Raw genomic sequence first — 22,448 nt, forward strand, 5'->3', positions numbered from 1 at the left:
GGCCATGGGCTTTCTCGATATCTCGCACGTTTCCAAGGCCTATGGCGCCGTGCAGGTGCTGCACGAGGTCGATATCTCGGTGGAGGAGGGCGAGTTCATTGTGCTCGTCGGGCCCTCGGGCTGCGGAAAATCGACGCTGATGAACATGATCGCCGGGCTCGAACCGATCACCAAGGGCGATATCAGCATTCGTGGCCGCGTCATGAACGGCGTGCACCCGTCCAAGCGCAACATTGCCATGGTGTTCCAGAGCTACGCGCTCTACCCCAACATGACCGTGGCGCAGAACATGACCTTCGGTCTCGAAATGCATGGCGTGCCCAAGCCGGAGCGCGAGCGCCTCTTGGCCGACGTGGCCAAGCTGCTGCAGATTGATCATCTGCTGGAGCGCAAGCCAGGTGCCCTCTCAGGCGGGCAGCGGCAGCGCGTGGCCATGGGCCGGGCGCTGGTGCGCAATCCCGACGTCTTCCTCTTCGACGAACCGCTCTCCAATCTCGACGCCAAGCTGCGCGTCGACATGCGCACCGAGATCAAGAAGCTGCACCAGAACCTCGGCACGACCATCGTCTATGTGACCCATGACCAGATCGAGGCCCTGACGCTCTCGACCCGCATCGCCGTGATGAACAAGGGCTATATCCAGCAGTTGGGAACGCCCAAGGAAATCTACGACACGCCGGCCAACCTGTTCGTTGCCACCTTCATGGGATCTCCGGCCATGAACATCATCCCGGCCACCGTGCGGGTCGAGGATGGGGCGCCCTATGCCGAAATCACCGATGCCCGCGGCCACCTGCAATCGCTCAAGTTCAGCCAGGCCAACATGGCCGAGTGGAACGGCAAGGAGATCATGCTCGGCATCAGGCCGGAGGCCATTACCGACATCGATGGCGCCGATCGCAAGTCGCAGAACATCCAGCGCTTTTCCAACATCGTCACAGTGACCGAGCCGGCCGGTTCGGACACGTTCGTGACCATGACGGTTTCGGGGCGCGACGTCGTTGCCCGCATGCGGGCGGACGCCTCGGTTGCGGCGCGCGACAGCTTTGAATTTGCCGTCAACATGGACAAGGCCGTGGCCTTCGACCCCAAGACCGAGGCGCGCATTCGCTGATGAGCCCGGATGTCATCATCATCGGCTCGGGCATCGGCGGCAGCACCATGGCCGCCGCCCTAGCCCCCACGGGGAGGTCCATACTGATCCTCGAGCGGGGCGAACGTTTGCGCGATAGCCCGGAGGCTCGTGATGCAAGCGCCATATTCGGCCGTGGCCACTTCCGTCCCAAGGAAACCTGGCTGGATGGCGAGGGGCGCCAATTCAATCCCGGCAACTACTACCTGGTCGGGGGCAATTCCAAGTTCTTCGGCGCGGTGCTGATCCGGTACCGGCGCGAAGATTTCGGCAGGATCAATCACCTCGGCGGGACCACGACCGGATGGCCGATCACCTATGATGAACTGGAAGCGGACTACCAGGCCGCCGAGGCGCTGTATCGCGTGCGCGGCACGACGTCCGAAGACCCGAGCGAACCACCGCATTCCGGGCAGTATCCGTTCCCGCCTGTCCCGGATGAGCCCTGCATTGCCGATCTGCGGCGCCGGTTGAAGTCGGTTGGGCTGCATCCGGCGAGCCTGCCCCTGGGCGTCGACATCGACCGCTGGCTGGCGCGGGGCGCGACGCCCTGGGACGCGTTCCCCGACACAGTGAGGGCCAAGAGCGACGCTGAAAGCGTCGGCCTCGCGGAAGCACTCAAGCACCCCAATGTCACGCTTTCTACCGGCACCCGCGCCCTCCGTCTCATCGCCAATGGGGAGGGACGGATCACCGGGGTTGAAGTCGAAAGAGCGTGCCGTCGCGAGGTGCTCACTGCACCCACCATCGTGCTGAGCGCCGGCGCCGTGCAGTCGGTCGCGCTCCTGCTGGCCTCGGCGGACGATGACCACCCCCGCGGCCTCGCCAACAGCTCCGACCAGGTCGGCCGCAACTTCATGAACCACAATTGTTCAGCCGTTCTGGCCTTGCACCCGCTGCGCAAGAACACGTCCGTCTACCAGAAGACGCTCACGATCAACGACTTCTACCAGCGGGGCGGGGAGGGGGACACGCCGCTGGGCAATATCCAGCTGCTGGGCAAGATTTCAGGGCCGATCCTGGCCGCGTCCTCGCCGCTGCCCGGACCGCTGGCGGACTGGGTGGCCCGGAGGTCGGTGGACCTCTATGCCATGTCGGAAGACCTGCCCAATCCGGAAAGCCGGGTCACACTCGTCGACGGCCAGGTTCGGCTCGACTGGAAGCGGTCGAACTGGGAAGCGCATCTCGCCTTGGTCCGCAAGCTCAAGGACGTGCTGCGCAGGGCCGGCTTTCCGATCGTTCTGGCCCGTCCGTTCGACCGGCGTACGCCTAGCCACCAATGCGGCACCGCCCGCATGGGGAATGACCCCAGAACCGCCGTGGTGGACACCACATGCAGGAGCTTCGATCACCCCAATCTCTACATTGTCGATGCCTCGGTCCTCCCCACCTCGGCGGCGGTCAACCCGGCGCTGACCATTGCCGCCCTGGCGCTGCGGAGCGCTCGGCACCTCGCGCAACACGACCTGGCGGCCTGAGAGGTGGTGATGGACAGGAGCGCGCGGCAAATCCCTTGTGACCCTGACCGGAATCGGGCCTGCGCACCGACGCGGGAATGCTATGGTTCACGCCTCGCTTGTGCGGCGGATCGACCGCCGCGGATAAAGGGGCAATGAATATGGCGAATAATGACCGCAGGCCGACCATTATCGACGTGGCGCGCCGGGCCGGCGTTTCCAAGTCCACCGTAAGCCTGGTGCTGCAGAACAGCCCCTTGGTCAAGGACGCCACAAGAGAGCAGGTGCGGGCCGCCATGGCCGAGATCGGCTATGTCTACAATCGGTCCGCCGCCAAGCTGCGCAAGTCCAACCCCGACCTGATCGGACTGGTCATCAACGACCTCAGGAACCCCTTCTTCACCGAATTCGCGACGTCCCTGCAGATGGCCCTCTCCAGCCGGGGCTATGCGGCAGTCATCGCCAATACCGATGAGGATCCGGACCTGCAGACCGACGTGGTGGGCGCCATGATCGAGCATGGCGTGGCCGCGCTGATCATCTCCCCCGCCTATGGCGAGGATTCGGCGACCTTTGACACGATCCAGCGCGCGGGCATCCCCGCCATGCAGGTGCTGCGCAAGGTCGACCCGCGTACCGACCTCTTCCCCTTTTCGGCGCCCGATTATGTCAGCGGCAGCCACGCGGCCACCGAACACCTGCTGCAGACCGGCGCCCGGCGCATTGCCTTTGTCGGCGGCCTCGAAGGCCGCGGCGTCACCAGCGAGCGCATGTCCGGCTATCTCGACCTGCTCAAGGCCTGGGGTATGGAGCCGCTGGTCTTTACCGGTTCGGCCACGCGGACCTTCGGCCGCGAGATCGCCAGGACACTGGCGGACCAGCATCCCGACGTCGATGCCGTCATCTGCTTCAACGACCAGGTTGCCCTGGGAATGATGTCGGGCTGTGCCGAAATCGGGCGGCAGGTGGGGAGCGACCTCAGGATCGTCGGCTTCGACGATATCGAGGAGGTCGCCCATAGCTGGCCGGCACTCAGCTCGGTCCGCTGCGACATTGCCCGCTTCGGCCGCTCGACCGCGGAAACCGTGGTGGCCTGGCTCGAAGAGGGGCAGGTACCGCCACCCGAACATCGCACCGAAGTATCTCTGATCGTCCGTCAATCGAGCGGCGGCGCGGGATCGGATGACATTGAGACCCGGCACGCGGAAGCCGGGACATAGATTTGCGCCTTAGGGCAGGAGGAAGAATTGAAGGAAGTTCGCGTCGCAGTTCTTGGAGCGTCGGGCTGGATGGGCAAGGTCCACACCATGGCCTACAGCACGTTCCCGCATTTCCTTGGAACGGCGCACGGCACAGCACGCGTGGTGGCGTTGGTCGAGCACAATCCTGATCTCCTGAAGGACACAGAGGTTCGCGCCCCGGACGCGCGGATCGAGACCAATTGGCAATCCGTGATTGCCGACCCCGACATCGACCTCATCGATATTTGCCTCCCCGACAATCTCCATTACGAGGTCGCCAAGGCGGCCCTGCTCGCTGGCAAGCACGTCTATTGCGAAAAGCCGCTGGCGGATACCGCCGCTCAGGCGCGCGAACTGGCCGATATCGCCAGGGCCAAGGGCCTGATCGCCCGAGTCGGTCACGCCTTTCCGCGCAACCCGGTGCATGACCTGGCCAAGGACATCATCCAGTCTGGCGAGATCGGCGACATCCTGCTGTTCAAGGGTTGCCAGCATATCGACATGTATGCCGATCCCGCCGCGCCCTTCATGTGGCGTGCCGATGGCAAGCTGGCCCCGACCGGCATCGTCGGCGACACCGGCTCGCATGTCTTCAGCTTCATGGACTTTCTTGTCGGCCGGGTCAGTTCGCTGATCGCCGACAACATCATCAGCACAAGGATGCGGCCGGTGGTGGCGGGCAGCCAGCTTGGCCGGGGCGGCGAGCTGACCGGGGCCGAGGAGATGGCCGAGGTCACCAATCCTGACGCGACCAATATCCTCGTCAAATTCGCCAATGGCGCCAGCGGCATTGTCGATTTCAGCCGCATCGCCATGGGCCGCAAGTTCCGCCAGACCTACGAGATCTACGGCACCAAGGGCAGCCTCGCCTATGACTATGACGAGGTGAACCGCCTGCGCTTCTATTCCAATGCCGACAGATCTGGCCGACAGGGCTTCCGGGAAATCGACGTCGGCACCGAGAATGCCACCTATCGCGCCTTCCTGCCGCTGCCGAACTTTGCCCTGGGCTACAATGAGAGCAAGATCATCGAGGCCTTCGAGGTGATCCGCTCGATCACCAGCAACAGTCCGGCCTGGCCGACCTTCGAGAGCGGCCACCACATCTGCCAGATCGTGGACGCCTGCATGCAATCCTCGCGGACCCGAAGCTGGGTCGACATCCCGGCTGCGGCCTGATCGCGAGCGTGTGTGATGAGCATAGACGTTCCCCAGTCCATCCTGGACGAATTGACGGATGTCGACATGCCGCGGCTGCCGGCCGCGCCGGCCGCGCGTGAGCGCGTGTCCATTGGTGGGAAATCGCTGCCAGTCTACCGCTATGGCTGCGTGATCGTTGGCTCGGGGGCAGCGGGCCTGCGGGCTGCGGTGGAACTCAAGCGGCGGGGCAATGATGTCGCGGTGATCAGCCAGAGCGCCTGGGGCGGGACTTCAGCCTGCTCGGGGTCGGACAAGCAGACGCTGCACACCGCCAATACGGCCGACCGTGGCGACGACTTCCGCGCCATGGCACGGGCCATTCGCGCGGGCGGGGCCATGGATGAAGACACCGCCTATGTCGAGGCCGTGGGATCGGCGCGGATGATGGCCTCACTGCAATATCTGGGGCTGCCACTGCCGCAGGACCGGTTCGGCGGAACCCTGCGCTACCAGACCGATCACGACGAGGTCGGACGGGCCACGAGCTGCGGCCCGCGCACCTCCCGCCTGATGGTCAAGGTCCTGGCCGAGGAGGCGATCCGGCTGGGCATTCCGATCTACAACCAGACGACGGCGGCCCGGATCGTCACCGAGGGGAAGGGCGGCGCGAAGCAGGTTGCGGGCGTGCTGGCGGCGCGGGCAGGCGACAGGTCCCAGGACAATCCCATGGGCCTGGCCCTCTTCCGGTGCAACATACTGGTGCTGGCGGCCGGCGGGCCGGGCGAACTCTATCGCGACAGTGTCTACCCCAATGGTTGCTTCGGTTCGCTGGGCCTGGCGCTGGAAGCTGGTATCGACCTGGTCAACCTCACCGAAAGCCAGTTCGGCATCGGCACCCGGCGCGAGGGGTTTCCCTGGAACCTCTCGGGCACCTATGTCCAGGCCATGCCGCACATCTATTCAGTCGACGCCGATGGGGTCGAGTACCACTTCCTCGCCGACTACTACCGGACGACACAGGAACTGGCCTCCAACGTCTTCCGCAAGGGCTATCAGTGGCCGTTCCACGCCACGCGCATGCTCGACTTCGGATCGAGCCTGGTTGATCTCGCCATCCACCGGGAATCCGCTGCCGGACGCCGGGTCTTCATGGATTTCAATCGCAATCCGCTGCCGATCGAGGGTGACCAGCCGTTCTCGCTGGAACGGCTCGACGACGACGTACGCCACTACCTGGGCAATGCCGGCGCGACGCAGGACCTGCCGATCCAGAGGCTGGCGCATATGAACCCGCTCGCGATCGAACTCTACCGCCGCTACAAGGTGGATATCGCCGCCGAGCCGCTCGAATTCGCGGTCAACAACCAGCACATGAATGGCGGCATCCTGGTCGATATCTGGGGGCGGAGCTCGCTTGCCGGGTGCTATGCCGTGGGTGAAGCCGCCGGTACCCATGGGGTTACCCGCCCGGGCGGGGCCGCGCTCAACGCCGGCCAGGTGTTTGGTACAAGGGCCGCTGAAGACATAGCCGCGGGCGGCAGGGCCAAGATAGCGCCTGGCGCGGTGACGGCGGGTCTGGCCGAGCGAGAGATGGCCGCGCTGCACGACATCGTGCGGCCGGACAGTCCCCTGACCATCAAGTCGGTGCGCGCCAGCGTCCAGGCGCGGATGAGTGACCACGCGGGGATCATCTGCGATGCGGCAGGGGTGGCCTCCGCACTCGCCGAGGCACGCCAGCTCAATGCGGAGATTGCCAGGCATGGCATCGGCTATGCCCATGCTGGCGAGGCAATCCGCGCCGCCCAGTGGCAGCAGATGGCACTGGCATCCGAAGCGGTCCTCGCCGCGCTGGATCACTATATCCGCAACGGCGGCGGCAGCCGCGGTGCGCGCACCATCTGCGATCCCCTGGGTGAAGCCGAGCCATCGACCAGACACGGCCCGCTGGAGCAGTACCGGTTCCGCAAGGAGTGGCCCGAGCATCGGGAAGAGCAGATCGTCGTCCGCTTCGACGGGACAGCGATGGTCATCAGCACACGGCCCAATCGCAGCCTCGACGAAACCGAAAAGTCGTTCTTCGAGCGGGATTGGCCCGATTGGCTGACGGGGCGCATCCATGCACAGTGATATTCTCCGCATTGTCGGAATTGGCGAAGCCATGGTGGAACTGTCGCCGGCGGGCGAGGGGCTCTATCGGCTGGGCTTTGCCGGCGACACGTTCAACACGGCCTGGCACCTGGCGCAGCTCCTTGGAGGGCGCGCCTCGGTGGGTTTCTGCACGCGGATCGGCACCGATGCCACCTCTCAAAGGTTCGTTAGCGAACTGAAACGCGATGGTCTCGACACCAAGGTCGTCGGGCGAGACAAGTCCAAGCATATGGGGCTCTACATGATCGAGCTCAACGGCACGGAACGAAGCTTCCAGTACTGGAGGGGCGAGTCCGCCGCAAAATCCCTGGCGAACAAGTCGGCCAAGCTGGAGCAAGATCAGGCCGGCGCTGACCTGATTCACATATCCGGCATTACTGTAGCGATCTTACCACCCCACGCCAGGGAGAAACTTCTTCGTACCCTGAGCACTGCACGCCGTACGGGCACCAGAATATCTTTCGATCCCAATGTTCGTCCAGCACTCTGGTCCAGCCTCGATAAGGCTCGGAACGCAACCCTCGACTTTGTGGCAATCGCCGATATCGTGCTGCCCAGTTTCGACGACGAGCGACTGCTGTGGGGCGATTCCAATCCTACCCAGACGGTCCGCCGTTACCGAGACCTAGGCGTGGCTGAAACGGTGGTGAAGAACGGCAGCGACCCGGTCACCTGTGCCACGCCGGGCGAGCAGCACTGGCTGCCGACGCCGGCGGTATCGGGCATCGTCGATACAACGGGGGCAGGGGACGCGTTCAACGCCGGCTACCTTGCCGCGCGCTGCCAGGAGCTGGGCCAGACCGAGGCCGTCGCGGCGGGGCAGGCCGTTTCGGCGGAGGTCCTGAAATCGGCTGGCGCGCGGGCGCATCGAGACACCATTCGCGCTCTGGGGCTGCGTCTGTTTGGCAGCCAACCGGAAGTCGCCGCTCGGCGCGACGACATTACTCTTGACGATGGAGCGGCACTTGACTAGTGCAATTTGGAACGTTCTAAATTTGAGGACATCCGGGGCATTTGCGATCGGGTCCGCGGTAAGACGGCACGGTTACTGGCCCCAAGCTGCGCGCCAATTCCGCCGGTCTGGAGGAGAGTTGCATGTCGCAACATTATGACTTCATCATCGTCGGCGGAGGCTCGGCCGGCTGCGTTCTCGCCGCTCGGCTGAGCGAGAATCCGGGTGTCCGGGTGCTGCTGCTCGAGGCCGGCGGTCGCGACTGGCACCCGTTCTACCACCTGCCCGCCGGCTTTGCCAAAATGACCAAGGGCATCGGTAGCTGGGGTTGGCATACCGTGCCGCAGAAGCACATGAACGGCATGGTGATCCGCTATACCCAGGCCAAGGTCATCGGCGGTGGCTCGTCCATCAACGCCCAGATCTACACGCGTGGAAATGCCCTCGACTATGACGAGTGGCGGCAGCTCGGCTGCGTCGGCTGGGGCTATGAGGACGTGCTGCCCTATTTCCGCAAGGCCGAGGACAATGACACTTTTGACGACCGCTACCATGGGCTGGGCGGCCCGCTCGGCGTCAGCAAGCCGGCCGCGCCGCTGCCGATCTGCGAGGCCTATTTCGACGCTGCGGGCGCGCTCGGCATCCCGCGCAATCCCGACATGACCGGCGCCAGCCAGGATGGGGTGGGCTATTACCAACTGACCCAGCGACATGTGCGCCGCTCTTCGGCCGCCATGGCCTATCTCGCGCCCCTTCGCGGCAAGCGTCCTAACCTGACTGTGCGGACCGAGGCCCAGGTGCTGCGCATCGTGGTGGAGCGGGGCAGGGCCGTTGGCGTGGAGTTGGCAGGGGAGGGCGTGGTAGGCGCCGGCAAGGAAGTGCTGCTCTCCTCTGGCGCCATCGGCTCGCCGCGGCTCTTGCAGCTCTCCGGTATCGGGCCGGCCGAACACCTCTCGCAGGTCGGCATCGACGTCGTCCATGATCACCCGGAAGTTGGGTCTAACCTGCAGGATCATCTCGATCTCTTCGTCATCGCCGAGTGCACCGGCCCCCATACCTATGACCGTTATGCCAAGTTGCATTGGTCGGCGCTGGCCGGGCTGCAATACATTCTCACGCGCTCCGGCCCGGTCGCCTCGAGCCTCTTCGAGACCGGCGGCTTCTGGTATGCCGACAAGCATGCCCGCTCACCCGATATCCAGTTTCACCTGGGCCTGGGCTCGGGCATCGAGGCCGGTGTCGAGACCATGAAACAGGGCGGCGTTACCCTCAATTCTGCCTATCTGCGGCCCCGCTCACGCGGCACGGTGCGTGTTGCCAGCCCCGACCCCAAGGCAGCGCCGCTGATCGACCCCAATTACTGGGCCGATCCTTATGATCGCGAGATGTCGATCCGCGGCCTCAAGCTGGCACAGGAGATCATGCGCCAGGACGCGCTCAAACCCTTCGTCAAGGCCGAGCGCCTGCCGGGCCCGGACGTGAAGACCGACCAGGATTATTTCGACTATGCCTGCCGCCACGCCAAGACCGACCACCATCCCGCCGGCACCTGTCGCATGGGCGCCGACGAGCGCGCCGTGGTGGACAGTGAACTGCGCTTCAACGGCCTTGCCGGTCTCCGGGTAATCGACGCCTCGATCATGCCGACCGTGATCTCGGCCAATACCAATGCGACGGCCATCATGATCGGTGAAAAGGGCGCCGACCTGGTCAAGGCATCGCACGGTCTTTAGGGCGCTCCACTGCATCACATGCCGGATCGATCGAAAGCACATCTGTTGGAACAGAAATTGGAACGATCCAAAATTGATGCCAGACGAAAGACAAGGCCGCAGCGGGATGGCGGCCACGAGGAATCCGGCACCGTGAGGGCCGGGACGTGGATCCGATCCACGGACGACTGCAACATAGGAGGAGAATAGAGGATGACTTCGAAAATGCTTCGTGCTGGCCTCGGGGTGAGCGTGCTGGCCATGGGCCTGGGCATGGCCGCTGCGCCGGCCATGGCCGACCCGAATGTGGAAGTGATGCATTTCTGGACCACGGGTGGTGAGGCCGCCGCGCTGGCCACAATTCGCGACAAGGTCGTGGCAGCCGGCGTTGCGTGGCAGGATGCGCCGGTGGCCGGTGGCGGCGGCGACCAGGCCAAGACCGCGCTGCAGGCGCGTATCGCGGCAGGCAACCCGCCCACGGCCATGCTGATGCTGGGGCAGAACATCATCGACTGGGCCAATGAGGGTCTCTTGTCCAATGTCGATGCAGTGGCGGAGCGGGAACTCTGGGACTCGGTCCTGCCCGAAGCGGTCAAGGCCTTCACGCAGATCGATGGTCACTATGTCTCCGCACCGACCAATGTGCACCGGACCGACATGCTCTGGGTCAGCGTCGAGGCTTTCGAGGCGATCGGGGCGGATTATCCCAAGACCTGGGAGGAACTGAACGCCCTGGCACCGCGCTTCCTCGAAGCCGGCGTCATTCCGCTCGCCCATGGCGGGCAGGCATGGCAGGAGGCCTACATGTTCGAGGCCGTGGCGCTTGGTGTGGGCGGCGCCGACTTCTACCGCAAGGCCCTGGTCGATCTCGACGAGGCCACGCTTCGCTCCGAGACGATGACGGCGGTCTTCGCTGAACTCGCCGCACTGCGCGGCATGATCGACGAGAACGCCCCGGGACGCGACTGGAACCTCGCCACCGCCATGGTCATCAATGGCGAGGCGGCCATGCAGATCATGGGAGACTGGGCCAAGGGCGAATTCACCAATGCCGGTCTCGTGCCCAACGAGGACTTTGCCTGTATTCCGGTGCCGCGCACCAGCGACGGCGGCTTCATTTATCTGGTCAACTCGCTGTCTTTCTTCGACCAGCCGGAAGCGGATCGCAAGCTCGGCCAGGATGTGCTCGCCAGTGCGATCATGGATCCTCAGGTCCAGATCGATTTCAATCTGGCCAAGGGGGCAATTCCCGCCCGCACCGACCTTGACATGACCTCCCTCGATGCCTGCGCACAGGCGACGGCCGCCGACTTTGCCGCTGCCGATGCGGATGGGACCGCGGTCCCGACCTTTGCGGGTACGCATGCGGCTGCGGCCAATATCGTGGGTGCAGCAACCGACGCTGTCACAGAGTTCTTCAATTCCGACCTGTCGCCCGAGGATGGCGCGTCCTTGCTTGCCGACGCCGTGCTTTCGGCACTCTGACCCAATGAGAAGCGGCCCGGCATGAGCCGGGCCGCATAATTTCGTCAGGAACCTCTGACCAAATCGCCACGAGGATCTCCCATGCTCAAGCACTGCGTCTTTCTCAACCTCAAATCCTCTGCGGAAATGGCCGCTGTGCGGGAGGCCTTGATGCTCCTGTCGGGTCTCGTTGGCGAAGTGGCTGGCATGATCGACTTTGTCGAAGGTCCCAACCGGGACTTCGAACAACGTTCGGAAGGCTACGGCCACGGCTTTATCGTGACCTTTGCGGACCGCCCCGCGCACCTCGCTTACGAGGCACATCCTGACCACGTCCGTGCAGGCGCCATGCTGGTTGAGGCCTGCAGGGAAGGTGTGGAGGGCATATTTGTCGCAGACCTGGAAGTCGCGTAGCTGCTTCGGAACGGTCCATCAAAGCATGCAGGCGGAGCCCGGACCGCGGCAGCTCTTGTCAGAGGCACATGGGTTTTGCGCGCAGTGAATAGCCCCGCGTTCTGTAGACACCTTCGGGGTTAGGTTTGGTGTCGCCGTTCGAACTCGACGGGTGAGAGCATGCCGTTGCGGACGTGCTTGCGGGTCGGATTGTAGAACATCTCGATGTAGTCGAACACATCCTGTCGGGCTTCGTCCCGTGTTCGATAGGTCCGACGCCTGATCCTCTCGCGCGTGAGCAGACTAAAGAAGCTCTCGGCCACCGCATTGTCGTGGCAGTTGCCGCGCCGGCTCATGGAGTGAACCAGATTGTGGTGCCGCAGGAAGCTGGCCCAGTCCATGCTGGTGAACTGAGAGCCCTGGTCTGAGTGGACCAACACCGTATTTTGTGGCTTGCGGCGCCAGACCGCCATGTGCAGGGCCTGAAGGACGACCTCGCTGGTCTGCCGGCTTTGTAGCGACCAGCCGATGACGCGGCGCGAGAACAGGTCGATGACCACGGCCAGATAGGCAAAGCCCTCCATGGTCTTGATATAGGTGATGTCGGTCACCCAGGCGGTGTCCGGTGCATCGACGTCGAACTGCCGGGCCAGGGTGTTGTCGACCACGACCGATGGCTTGCCACCATAGGAGCCAGGCCGGCGCCGATAGCCGATCTGTGCCTTGATCCCGGCCAGTCGGGCAAGCGCGCAATACGGTTGGCGCAACTGGTCTCGCCCTGGTCCAGCAGGTCGTCATGCAGCTTGCGATAGCCATAGACCCTGCCGCTCTGCTTCCAGGCCTCCTCGATCAGTTGGGTCTGGCGAATGTCTTCCTGGGCCCGTTTGCTCAAGGGGTTCTTGAGCCAGGCATAGAAGCCGCTGGGATGGATCGAAAGGCACCGGCACATGGTGCGCACACAGAATTGCTGGCGATGCTCGGCAACGAACGCGTACCTCACTTTGCATCCTTGGCGAAGTACGCGGCCGCTTTTTTTAGGATGTCGCGCTCCTCGGTGACCCGCGCCAATTCTCGCTTCAGCTGCCGGATCTCCTCGGACTGTTCATCGCCCTTGCCGACATCCGATGCGTACTTCTTGCGCCACGCGTAGAGCGAGTGGGGACTCACCCCCAGACGCTGCGACACCTCCGAAACCGGATATCCTCGCTCGGTGATCTGACGCACCGCGTCACGCTTGAACTCGTCGCTGAAATTGCCTTTGCCCATGTAGGCCTCCTTGCCTCAAAATTAGGGAAGAAGGCGTCTACAAATCTAGGGGCTATTCAGCGGTTACGAGTATCCGATGCCGTCTTATCTGGCCTCTATCGACTGGGGGCGCTCCCTCGTCCAAGTATTCGGACAGCTCGCGGTTTCAAGTTGACACCCGTTTCCACTGTTCGAGCTTTCGAAGCGCAATATGCCACTTTGGGAGAAATCGCGAATGGGCTCGGCTTGTCTACAAACGGCACTATGAAGGTACTCAAGGCAAAGAAAATTTCCGCCCTCCCATTACCTTGCGGAAGGTACTCCGTCTTCGAGCGCGCGGATGTTGCGCACATTATCCGATAGCGACTATTAGCTCTGAGATCCTGAAGACCCGGCAAGGTCCCGGGGGCTTTTTTGTTTTGCAGAACAGCTGTTTCAGCCAGACTGTTGCCCACAAAATCTGAGCTTGCGCCAGACTATCGCTGCGGCCTCATTGTAATCATTGAAGTTTTTTTTGTGACCTGAGACATCCTATGCCGGATTCTATACCGAGCCACCTCGGGCACAGGCCGCGGCTGGCCCGTTTTGGTTGACGCAGCCGCCAATGCCGTGAAATAGCGGCGCATCTTGCGCCGCGGGGGCGTGGGCGAGCGATGCGGAGACCAAGCAGTGGCCATGCATATTGCCCTGACCTTTGACGACAATTTCTGGGCCCCGGCCTTTGCGGTGATGCGATCCATCTGCCTGTCGACAAAGCGCCGCCAGGACCTCGTCTTTCATCTCCTGCACATGCCGCTCAGCCCGGAGCACCGGGCCGATCTCGAACGGATCAGCACGGAGTTTGGCGCCAGCCTGCGCTTCCATCCGCTCGCCGATCTGCCTGCCTTCGAGGCGCTGGTCGCCGGGCTGCCGCAACATGGGCGCTGGCCCAAAGTGGTCTATGCCCGGCTGATGCTGGCCGAGCTGCTGCCTGGGGATGTGGAACGGGTCATCTATCTCGATTGCGACGTTCTGGTCCGCTGGCCAATCGAACAGCTCTACGAAATCGACCTGGGCGGCCAGCCACTGGGGGCCGTGCGCGATTCCCTGGCGCCGTTCATCTCTCTGGGGCGCGACATGGCTGGCAATCGCGACCTCTTCGATGGCGCCGACCCCTATTTCAATTCCGGCGTCATGGTGATCGATCTGGTGCAGTGGCGCGGATTGGACCTGCGGGCCGACATTGCCCGCCTCGAAGAGCGTGGCATTCTCGGCCGGCTCTATTTCGATCAGGACCTGCTCAACATGATCTTTCGCGGACGTTGGCAGGAACTGCCCTGGCGCTGGAACACGATCGATGCCGACACCACCCACGAGGCGATGAACCCGGCCATCCTGCATTTCACCAAGATATCCAAGCCCTGGTTCATCCTGGCCGGCATCAGGCGGACCACGGCCTATGCGCGCTTCTATCGCCACGTGATGACCAATGACCTGTTTTACCGCTTTGCGCGCCACCGCTGGAAAGCCTGGTGGAAGAAGCGTCTGGGGCTCCGCTAGCCATGGCCATGCATATCGCGCTGACCTTTGACGACAATTTCTGGGCGCCCGCCTACGCCACCATGCGCTCGGTGTGCCTGTTCTCCCATCACAGAAAAGACCTGGTTTTCCATCTCTGCCACCGCACGCTGACCGCAGCGCATCGCGCCGATCTCGAACAGATCACGACCGAGTTCCCGGTCACGCTGCACTGGTACGATCTCGATCAGTCCGACATGTTCCGCGACATTGCCGGCCGCATGCCCGAGAACAAGCGGCTCTCCAATATCGTCTATGCGCGGCTGATGATCGACCGCCTCGTCGGGCCCGAGGTCGAGCGGGTACTCTATCTCGATTGCGACATGCTGGTGCGCGAGGATGTGGCCGAACTATTCGCCCTGGACCTGCAGGGCAATTCCATCGCCGCCGTGCGCGACAGCATCGGCGCCTTCATCACCAATCGCCGCGATCTCAGGCTGAACCGCGATATCTTCGATCCGGCCGATTATTATTTCAATGCCGGCATGGTGCTGATCGATATTGGCAAATGGCGCGAGGCGAACATCATCGGCCGCATGGAAGAGGCCTTTGCCACCGGGGTGATGCAGCGCATCTATTACGACCAGGACCTGCTCAATCTTGTGTTCAAGGGCCAGTGGCTCAAGCTCCCCTGGCGCTGGAACGTCATCGACGCACGACATGCCCATGACGGCGTTGATCCCGCCATTGTCCACTATACCGGCCCCAGCAAACCCTGGGGCATCTTCGCCCACAGTTTCCAGACTGTGGCCTTTGCCCGGCTTTACCGCCACGTCATGACCAACGAATTGTTCTATCGATTCGCCCGCCACCGCTGGAAACGCTGGTGGTTGAAGAAGCTGCGGCTGGCCCGTTAGCCGACCGAGGCGGGGTCGAGCCCTTCGGCGGCGCACAGGGCCGCCAGTGCGCTGCCGGCCTCGGGCAGCGGCAGGCCCGCGCGGCCGCGATCGGTAAGCTGGCTGCGCCAGAGATGGATGCCCAGTGTTTCGGGCCTGATGGCCGCCTCAAGGCTGGAACCGGCCTTCATGAGGGCGGGAATGCCTTCATAGGGCACCGGGTAGAAAGTGGCCGCCGGCCGCACGGTGTCGAGGAGGCCGTGCCGCGCCACGAAATGGGTCAGGGCCATGGGCCCGGTCGCGCCATATTGCATATGTTCGGGAGTGACCCGGTCGCCAACCAGGCGCCGGATCGCCACTTCCAGGCGCCGCAGCAGCGGCAGATGCGGCTCGAACAAAGGACGCTTTTCGACCTCGAAGATGGACAGCAGATCTGTCAGCAAGGGCGCATCGGCGGGCAAATGCAGCACGGCACCATTGATCGAACCGGGCCGCTCCCAGGCAAATAGATAGTCCGGCGGCCCCGCAATGGGCCGGACGCAATAGATGTCCAGATCGGCATAGATGCCGAGCCCAGCCCGCAGCACGGCATAGCGGAAATGATCGGAAAAGACGCCCGGTGTGCCCTTGCCCTTGTAGAACACCAGGCGCTCGCGCGGCAGCACTTCGGACGCGTCCCGCCATTCGGCCCCATCCGGCAGGTTCTCTATGGTGTCATAGGAATAGACCAGCACCCTATGGCCGTGCCGCATGAATGAGGTGATGCACAGGATTTCCAGCCAGCTCAGCGGCCCGTGCCAGAAACTGATGATCGGGGGCAGGGTCATGCTGGCGTCAATTCCTTGGGGTCGAAGGCATCTAGCACGGGGCGGCGCAGGAGAAAACCGCCGCCTCCTTTGCGGAGCGCGGCGGCCAAGGTCTTGCATGGGATCGTCTTCTTGACGGACTTAGTTGGCCGGCGCGCGACGCCGGTATTCGGAGGCGATGTAGAGCACGGCAAGGGCAAACACCGCGCCGATGCCGACCTGCAGCCAGTCGAATTTCTGCAGGAAATCGGTGACGAACAAGGTTGCGTTGAAGGGTTCCTGGCCCTCAAAGACGCGGTCGAGGTGATTGGTGGACACCGGCAGTTGCGACCGATAGTCCAGATAGGCCCAGGTGCGGGTGGCAAAGGGGTGCAAGCCGCCCAGCGTGACCCATTCCAGCGCTGACACCACCGTGGGGAGGAGCAGCGACAGCGGAATGGCCCAGCGCCCCACCACGCTCCCCATGGCGCCAACCAGCGCCATATAGGGCAGGTACCAGAGCAGTCCGCAGACCAGCACAACCAGGAGTACCAGGGCCATCTGGCCGTAAATGCCGGCAATGGCGCCGAACAGGCTGGCATTGCCGAGGCCCGCGATCATCGCGGTGACATAGGCCACCCCGAACATCAGCAGGATGCTGATCAGCGCCACGGCAAACACGGCGCCGGGCAGGATCGTCAGCGCCGCGGTGAGCTTGCTGAGCAGTACCTTGAAGTCGGAAACCGGCATCGACTTCCAGAACAGCATGGCATTGTTGCGCTTGTCGGCGGCAAAACCATCGGCGCAATAAAAGAACAGCACGAAACCGAGATAGGCCAGCCAGGCGCCCGAGAGACCGGCAAAGCCGGCTTCGAACACCCAGGTAGGCACGACGGTCATCAACTGGCCCGAGAAGCGCGTGTCGAGCCTGTCGACGCTGAAGGCCAGGAGGGTCAGGGTGAACACCACGCCCACCAGCACCAGCGGCGCGATCAGGAACGCTCCGCGATGCTCGATGAACTCACGGTGGATCAGAGCGAAGAAAGCCTTCATCGGGCGGTCTCCGGATTGGCGGTGGGCCGCTGCATCAGGGCCACGAAGAGATCGGATATGGTGGGCGTGGAAATCCGCCCCAGAGGTTCGAGTTTCTCGCGCTCGACCCCGTCGAAGATGAGCACGGTCTGGCCGAAACGCGTTTCCTCATAGACCGGTCCATGGTCGCGGGCCTGGGCCTGCGCCTCGGCACTGTCGACCACGAGCTGGGTGAACTTCTCGCTGACCGTCTCCATCTGCATATGGAGGATCATTTCGCCATCGCGGATGAACATGATGTCGGACAGCATGAACTCGATCTCGTCCACCTGGTGGGTGGTGATGATCAGTGTCCGTTCCTCGGTCATGTAGTCTTCCAAGAGCCGGCGGTAGAAGCGCTTGCGATAGGTGATGTCCAGCCCCAGCGTGGGCTCGTCGAGCACCAGCAGCTTGGCGTCGATCGCCATGACGACCGCCAGGTGCAGTTGCGCGATCATGCCCTTGGAAAGCGTGCGGATCTTCATTTCGGGCCGGATATCGGTGCCTTCAAGGAATTGCCGCGCCTTGTCCTGGGAAAAATTGGGATGGATATTGGTCAGCAGCGCGAACAACTCCCGCACCCGCAGGAAGCGCGGCAGGCTCGCCACATCCGAGATGAACGCAACATTTTCCATCAGCTTGGCGCGATGGGCGAAGGGGTCTTCGCCCAGGACCCGGATGGTGCCCTGGTAGGACGTCAAGCCGAGCATGGCGTTGAGCGTGGTGGTCTTGCCCGCGCCATTATGGCCAACCAGGCCATAGATGCGCCCGGCGGGGATGTCGAAATCCAGCCCGTGCAGGATTTGCTTGCGGCCGAAGGACTTGGTCAGCCCCCGCGCGGAAACGATCGGTTCGGCGGAAACGGAAAGCTCACTCATTTGGTCTGCCCTTCGCGCTTGGTGTCAGTGTCGATCAGATCCCGGAGGTCGAGATCGAGTGCCTTGATCTGCGCCGCGATGCGCGGCCAGTCTTCCTTCAGAAATTTCTCGCGTTCATGAGCGAGCAATTGCGCCCGCGCCCCGCTGGTAACGAACATTCCCAGTCCCCTGCGTTTCTCCACCACGCCGATATCGACCAGTGCCTCGAAGGCCCTGGTGACCGTCAGCGGATTGACCGAAAGGTCCCCGGCAATCTGGCGCACCGAGGGCAATGCCTCGCCTTCTGCTACCTGTTGCCGGAGGATCATCTCGATCAGCCGCTGCCGGATCTGTACGAAGATCGGCTGGCTGGCGTGAAAATCATCCATGTGTCTTGCCTATCTAGTGTGCTAGATATGTAGCACACTAAACGGGTGAGTCAACAGCTTTCATTTGACGTGCGAAAACCGCCCGGCGGCCGGGGCTTTGCAGGGGGAAAGGCAGACGTCGGCCAGGCGGCCGGAAATCAGGCGGGAACGGTTTCGCGGATGCGGGCGCCGGCCGGGATTGTCGGCGGCGCGGTATTGAGCTGTTCGATGGCAAAGCCCGCGGCCGCCTTGTAGCGTGCCATGAAGGCGGTGCGCTCGGCCTCGGGGATAATTGCGTCGATATCGTCAAAGATGCCGCCGCAGCGCTCATCCACCATGTTGAGCAGGCCAAAGGGCCCGGCCCCCCGATTGCGCAGGATCAGCTCGGACACCGGTCCGCACAGCTTCTGGTCATAGGCGGCCAGGGCATCGGCATTGACACCATGGGCAAGCATCATGGCCCCCAGGGTGCGGGCATCGATGATGGCCTGGCTGGCTCCGTTCGAGCCGGTGGGATACATGGCGTGGGCGGCATCGCCCATCAGCGCCACCGGGCCATCCTGCCAGGTCTGGACCGGATCGCGATCGATCATCGGATTTTCATAGGCAATGTCGGCCCGGGCCAAGAGGTCGGGAACGTCGAGCCAGTCATAGCGCCAGTCGGCGAAATGATGCGCGAACTCGGCAATTTCGACGCGGCGGAACCAGCCCGCGCTCTTCCAGCCCTCGGAATTGTCCAGGGTCAGTTCGGCGATCCAGTTGGTGACTGCCAGCCCGGTCTCCGGATCGACCGGGGAAATGGGGTAGAAGACGATGCGGTGGCGATGGCTGCCCAGGCCCACAAAAGACGAGCCGGTGCGGATGGGTTTGGCCAGCGTCGTGCCGCGCCACATCACCGCGCCACCCCAATGGATGGGCGGCTGATCGGGATGCATGGTGGCGCGCACCTGGGAGTGAATGCCGTCGGCACCGATCAGCAGGCCTCCGGACACGGTCCGCGTTTGCCCGTTCGCATCGCGAATATGGGCATCGACCGTGCCATCGGCATTGCGCCGATAGCCGGTGACCTCCTGGCCCAGCTGGATGCTGTCCGCACCGGCGCGGGCCAGAAGCGTGTGATAGAGCAGCATGTGCAGCTGCCCGCGATGCACCGAATATTGCGGCCAGTTATAGCCCGCCAGCAGCCCGCGCGGCTCGGAATAGATGTCAGCGCCATTGCGCCCGACCAGAGCCCATTCGCGCGAGGGCACGCCGACCTTGTCCAGGTCTTCAGCGCCCAGGCCCAGATCGAACAGCTCGCGCACCGCATTGGGCTGGATATTGATGCCGACGCCGAGTGGCGCCAATTGCCGGACCGATTCAAAGACCGTGAACGGGACGCCAATCTGATGCAGTGTCAGCGCCAGGGCCAGCCCGCCGATACCGCCGCCCGCAATCAGCACATGACCCTGCGCCATCCGAAATCCCCCTCAAGCCGCCCCGTCCGGGCCAATTGCCGGGTGGTTTAGTCAATCAATCCGGGCTTGTCCAATACCGCGGGCTCAGCCGACGGCATAAAGCTCGATCTGCACGGCCCGCTCGAGCCGCGCGCCGGTACCCACGAACATGGTCCGGTTGATCCACGCATATTTGGGATGCCCGGTGCTCAGGCGCGCCGCCGTGCGCATGTAATAGCTCTCGGGCGCGACCGCCTCGCCGGCAGCCAGCTGGGCGATGACCTCCGGCGGACCATGACGAAAGCCGAAATTCTCGATCTCGATCAGGGCACCATCATCGGTCTCGAAGGCGTAGCGGGCGTCCAGCTCGGCCACCCCGCCGTCGAATGCGCGCTGCCAGTCGGCGCCGAAGTCGAGAATGGTGCCGGAAATATTCGGCCCCGAAACCGTGCCGCCGCGGATGGGAATGACGCGTTTGCTGGCAGCGTGCACATCGCCGATGACCATCGGCTTGGACAGTGCCACCTCCAGCGTACAGAAATGGGTGAGTGTCGGGGTGGGTAACAGGGGCACGCGACTTGTCCTTGGTCCAGATGGCATTTGCTGGACCAAGACTTGTCACGCCAGCACCGCAAAGCCAAGCGGGGGGCGCGGAGGTCTGCCCAGTTGGCAGCTGGCCGCAGGCGGTCCAGAAACTGCGCGCGCGGGCAGCGCAAATATGGCTGCCCGCTGGTGAAGAACACATTTGATGCTGGATCGGCGGCCGGGATGCCGCACCATCTAGTAGGTCTGCAGGTCCGCTGCCAGGTGAACCTCGCCGTCGTAGCGGCTCTTCACACGTGCGAGATATTCGTGGGCGTTTTCCGGAAGAACCGAGCCTGGGGTGAAATGAACGGCCACAAGCTTCCTGGCGCCGGCACTTGCGGCCATTTCGCCGAGTTGCTCAGCAGTCAAATGATGCTGAAACATGTGCTGGGCAATGCGGTCCACATGATCATCAGTGGCCTCGGGGTTCATTTTCCGCACCCGGGCCAGGACCAATTCGGCGTCAACCATCTCTCCAACAAGCAGGTCGACATCCTTCGCCAATGCTTCGACGGCCTGACATGTGCCAGTGTCGCCCGTGAAGACCACCGAGCGATCATCAAGGTCAAAGCGCAAGGCGAGCGAGAGTGGTCCTGGTTTTCCAAGGTCATGTTCAGGCCGGTAGTGCGTATTTTCGCAACTGGTCATCACCAGACCCGGCAAAGATGTTTCATCTCCGGGCGTTAGTTCGTGAACAGACACGAAGTCCTCCGGCCTTGGCAGCTGCCTGTCCGTCGCTCCGAAGCCAACCTCCTGCGGCACGCTACAGGCAGCAAACAAGCCGTCCAAGATCCGCCGCGTGCCTGGGGGGCCGTAAATATTGAGCGGCTTCCGGCGATGCACCATCATGTTCAGGCCAATACAGGCAAAAAGACTGCCGATGTGATCAAAGTGATGGTGCGTCAGTACGATGTGGTCGACGTTCCTGAATTCAACCCCTACACGCCGCAGCTGCGTCATGGCCCCCTCTCCGCAATCGATGAGAACAGGCGTGTCGCCTGCCATCAACAGATGAGCGGGCTGCGCCCGAACCGGATTGAGACCGGGTCCGCCACCTGTGCCCAGGGTCGTGAATGAGGAAGGGGGTAACATGTGTTGTCCTGCCTTTGATTTGATTGCCAAGAAGTGGGCTCCCAAGGGCGCATGCCCCAGGTTTGGCCCTACCTCGAACTCAGTATCCCACGTGCGAGAATGCAGCTTGCCCGGGATCAGGCTGCGAGACGGGGTTCCTCACCCGCTCACAGGCTCGAACTGACGCCGAACGAAACTCAAAATATCTGGCGCCACGCGCGCTGAATGGCTGCCATCGACTTCTGGCCCGGCTTCAGAGAACCAGAGGTGCCCTGCATCGCGCAGCTCCACGGTTCGAACAGGGAAACGAGCCTGGACAAGCGCACGCGAGAATTCTTCCGACTGTTCCTCCGGCAGCACTTCCCGATCGGAACCGCCCCAGATCAGGAGCACCGGCAGGCTCTTGCTGTAGGTGATCTGCCGCAGGGGCGACGCACTGTGGAACAACAGCGGATCATCGAAAGGGGTGCACCCCATCATGGCCTCGGTCTTGTCCTGCCTTGGCGCCGCGTTGCGCCAGACATCTGCCTGCCAGTGAGCCATCAGATCGTAGACGCCATAGACACCAATAAAGGCAGTGACCGGAGGCGCAGCAAAATCGTCGGACAATATGGCCAGGGCACTCAAGTGGGCGCCGGCCGATACGCCAAGAACCGCCATACGCGCTGTATCGATCCCGTGCTCTCCGCCGTGCGCGCTGAAGTATCGAAGCCCGATGGCAACGTCCTCGACATTGTCAGGAAAAACGGCTTGCCCCTGGGCCCTGCGGTAATCAACACTGGCAAAGGCGATATCGTGCCGGGCGAACCATTCGCCCCACGCAGAGAGGGCATTGCGATGTCCGCGAACCCATCCGCCCCCCGAAACACCGATCACGATGGGCCAAGGCCCGTCACCACTTGGCAGGTGCAAATTCGCCAGGAGCGCATTATCGTCCTTGTTGCCCAGACGAATTGTTTCGTAGCCCATGTCGTCTCTCCGACAATTGTCAACGCGTC

At 63.1% G+C, this 22,448-nt stretch carries 19 protein-coding genes and 1 pseudogene; 11 read left to right on the forward strand and 9 right to left on the reverse strand.

The window, feature by feature from the left end; translation table 11 throughout:
• Positions 1-4 precede the first annotated feature (4 nt).
• The 9 genes from ugpC to QZ564_RS00430 all read left to right on the forward strand — a co-directional run bounded on the left by ugpC (position 5) and on the right by QZ564_RS00430 (position 11,660).
• The gene (ugpC, locus tag QZ564_RS00390; protein ID WP_297103109.1) at positions 5-1,114 is read left to right on the forward strand and encodes a sn-glycerol-3-phosphate ABC transporter ATP-binding protein UgpC; all 1,110 of its coding nucleotides are present in this window, start codon (positions 5-7) and stop codon (positions 1,112-1,114) included.
• The gene (locus tag QZ564_RS00395; RefSeq protein ID WP_297103112.1) at positions 1,114-2,610 is read left to right on the forward strand and encodes a GMC family oxidoreductase; all 1,497 of its coding nucleotides are present in this window, start codon (positions 1,114-1,116) and stop codon (positions 2,608-2,610) included. The genes ugpC and QZ564_RS00395 overlap by 1 nt, the downstream gene beginning before the upstream one ends.
• A gap of 134 nt (positions 2,611-2,744) precedes the next feature.
• Entirely contained in the window at positions 2,745-3,809 is a 1,065-nt protein-coding gene (locus QZ564_RS00400; RefSeq protein WP_297103115.1) for a LacI family DNA-binding transcriptional regulator, read from the forward strand.
• Between the two features lie 27 nt (positions 3,810-3,836).
• Complete coding sequence (locus tag QZ564_RS00405) at positions 3,837-5,009, forward strand: Gfo/Idh/MocA family oxidoreductase (RefSeq protein WP_297103118.1); 1,173 nt, start codon at positions 3,837-3,839, stop codon at positions 5,007-5,009.
• A gap of 15 nt (positions 5,010-5,024) precedes the next feature.
• Positions 5,025-7,097, forward strand: coding sequence for an FAD-binding protein (locus QZ564_RS00410; RefSeq protein WP_297103121.1), 2,073 nt, complete (start codon positions 5,025-5,027; stop codon positions 7,095-7,097).
• Complete coding sequence (locus tag QZ564_RS00415; RefSeq protein ID WP_297103124.1) at positions 7,087-8,091, forward strand: sugar kinase; 1,005 nt, start codon at positions 7,087-7,089, stop codon at positions 8,089-8,091. Before QZ564_RS00410 ends, QZ564_RS00415 begins: the two co-directional genes overlap by 11 nt.
• Before the next feature lie 122 nt (positions 8,092-8,213).
• Entirely contained in the window at positions 8,214-9,803 is a 1,590-nt protein-coding gene (locus QZ564_RS00420) for a GMC family oxidoreductase N-terminal domain-containing protein (RefSeq protein ID WP_297103127.1), read from the forward strand.
• A 192-nt stretch (positions 9,804-9,995) separates the two neighbouring features.
• The gene (locus QZ564_RS00425; RefSeq protein WP_297103133.1) at positions 9,996-11,267 is read left to right on the forward strand and encodes an ABC transporter substrate-binding protein; all 1,272 of its coding nucleotides are present in this window, start codon (positions 9,996-9,998) and stop codon (positions 11,265-11,267) included.
• Positions 11,268-11,348: 81 nt separating this feature from the next.
• Complete coding sequence (locus QZ564_RS00430; protein WP_297103135.1) at positions 11,349-11,660, forward strand: Dabb family protein; 312 nt, start codon at positions 11,349-11,351, stop codon at positions 11,658-11,660.
• Positions 11,661-11,779: 119 nt separating this feature from the next.
• On the opposite strand, the pseudogene QZ564_RS00435 reads toward QZ564_RS00430, so the two are convergent.
• Positions 11,780-12,905 (reverse strand): annotated as a pseudogene (locus QZ564_RS00435) (IS3 family transposase).
• A 654-nt stretch (positions 12,906-13,559) separates the two neighbouring features.
• Here QZ564_RS00435 and QZ564_RS00440 point away from each other — a divergent pair.
• Both QZ564_RS00440 and QZ564_RS00445 read left to right on the forward strand, forming a co-directional pair.
• Entirely contained in the window at positions 13,560-14,423 is an 864-nt protein-coding gene (locus QZ564_RS00440; RefSeq protein WP_297103473.1) for a glycosyltransferase family 8 protein, read from the forward strand.
• A 2-nt stretch (positions 14,424-14,425) separates the two neighbouring features.
• Positions 14,426-15,298 (forward strand): glycosyltransferase family 8 protein, encoded by an 873-nt coding sequence (locus tag QZ564_RS00445; protein WP_297103137.1) that lies wholly within the window; start codon positions 14,426-14,428, stop codon positions 15,296-15,298.
• On the opposite strand, the gene QZ564_RS00450 is transcribed toward QZ564_RS00445, so the two are convergent.
• From QZ564_RS00450 to QZ564_RS00485, 8 genes are all read right to left on the reverse strand, one after another.
• Complete coding sequence (locus tag QZ564_RS00450; RefSeq protein ID WP_297103139.1) at positions 15,295-16,104, reverse strand: hypothetical protein; 810 nt, start codon at positions 16,102-16,104, stop codon at positions 15,295-15,297. The genes QZ564_RS00445 and QZ564_RS00450 overlap by 4 nt on opposite strands.
• Positions 16,105-16,224: 120 nt before the next feature.
• Positions 16,225-17,115 (reverse strand): hypothetical protein, encoded by an 891-nt coding sequence (locus QZ564_RS00455; protein ID WP_297103142.1) that lies wholly within the window; start codon positions 17,113-17,115, stop codon positions 16,225-16,227.
• Positions 17,112-18,011 (reverse strand): ABC transporter ATP-binding protein, encoded by a 900-nt coding sequence (locus tag QZ564_RS00460; protein ID WP_297103145.1) that lies wholly within the window; start codon positions 18,009-18,011, stop codon positions 17,112-17,114. Before QZ564_RS00460 ends, QZ564_RS00455 begins: the two co-directional genes overlap by 4 nt.
• Positions 18,008-18,379 (reverse strand): GntR family transcriptional regulator, encoded by a 372-nt coding sequence (locus tag QZ564_RS00465; protein WP_297103147.1) that lies wholly within the window; start codon positions 18,377-18,379, stop codon positions 18,008-18,010. Before QZ564_RS00465 ends, QZ564_RS00460 begins: the two co-directional genes overlap by 4 nt.
• A 137-nt stretch (positions 18,380-18,516) precedes the next feature.
• On the reverse strand, positions 18,517-19,815 hold the full coding sequence (locus QZ564_RS00470; RefSeq protein ID WP_297103149.1) for a flavin-dependent oxidoreductase: 1,299 nt from the start codon (positions 19,813-19,815) through the stop codon (positions 18,517-18,519).
• A gap of 84 nt (positions 19,816-19,899) precedes the next feature.
• Positions 19,900-20,367 (reverse strand): DUF3237 domain-containing protein, encoded by a 468-nt coding sequence (locus tag QZ564_RS00475; protein WP_297103151.1) that lies wholly within the window; start codon positions 20,365-20,367, stop codon positions 19,900-19,902.
• 207 nt (positions 20,368-20,574) lie between these two features.
• The gene (locus QZ564_RS00480; protein WP_297103476.1) at positions 20,575-21,384 is read right to left on the reverse strand and encodes an MBL fold metallo-hydrolase; all 810 of its coding nucleotides are present in this window, start codon (positions 21,382-21,384) and stop codon (positions 20,575-20,577) included.
• A gap of 225 nt (positions 21,385-21,609) precedes the next feature.
• Positions 21,610-22,419, reverse strand: a complete 810-nt coding sequence (locus tag QZ564_RS00485) for an alpha/beta hydrolase (protein ID WP_297103155.1) — start codon at positions 22,417-22,419, stop codon at positions 21,610-21,612.
• Between the last annotated feature and the right edge of the window lie 29 nt (positions 22,420-22,448).

The sequence above is a fragment of the uncultured Devosia sp. genome (assembly GCF_913055165.1).
Lineage (GTDB): Bacteria > Pseudomonadota > Alphaproteobacteria > Rhizobiales > Devosiaceae > Devosia.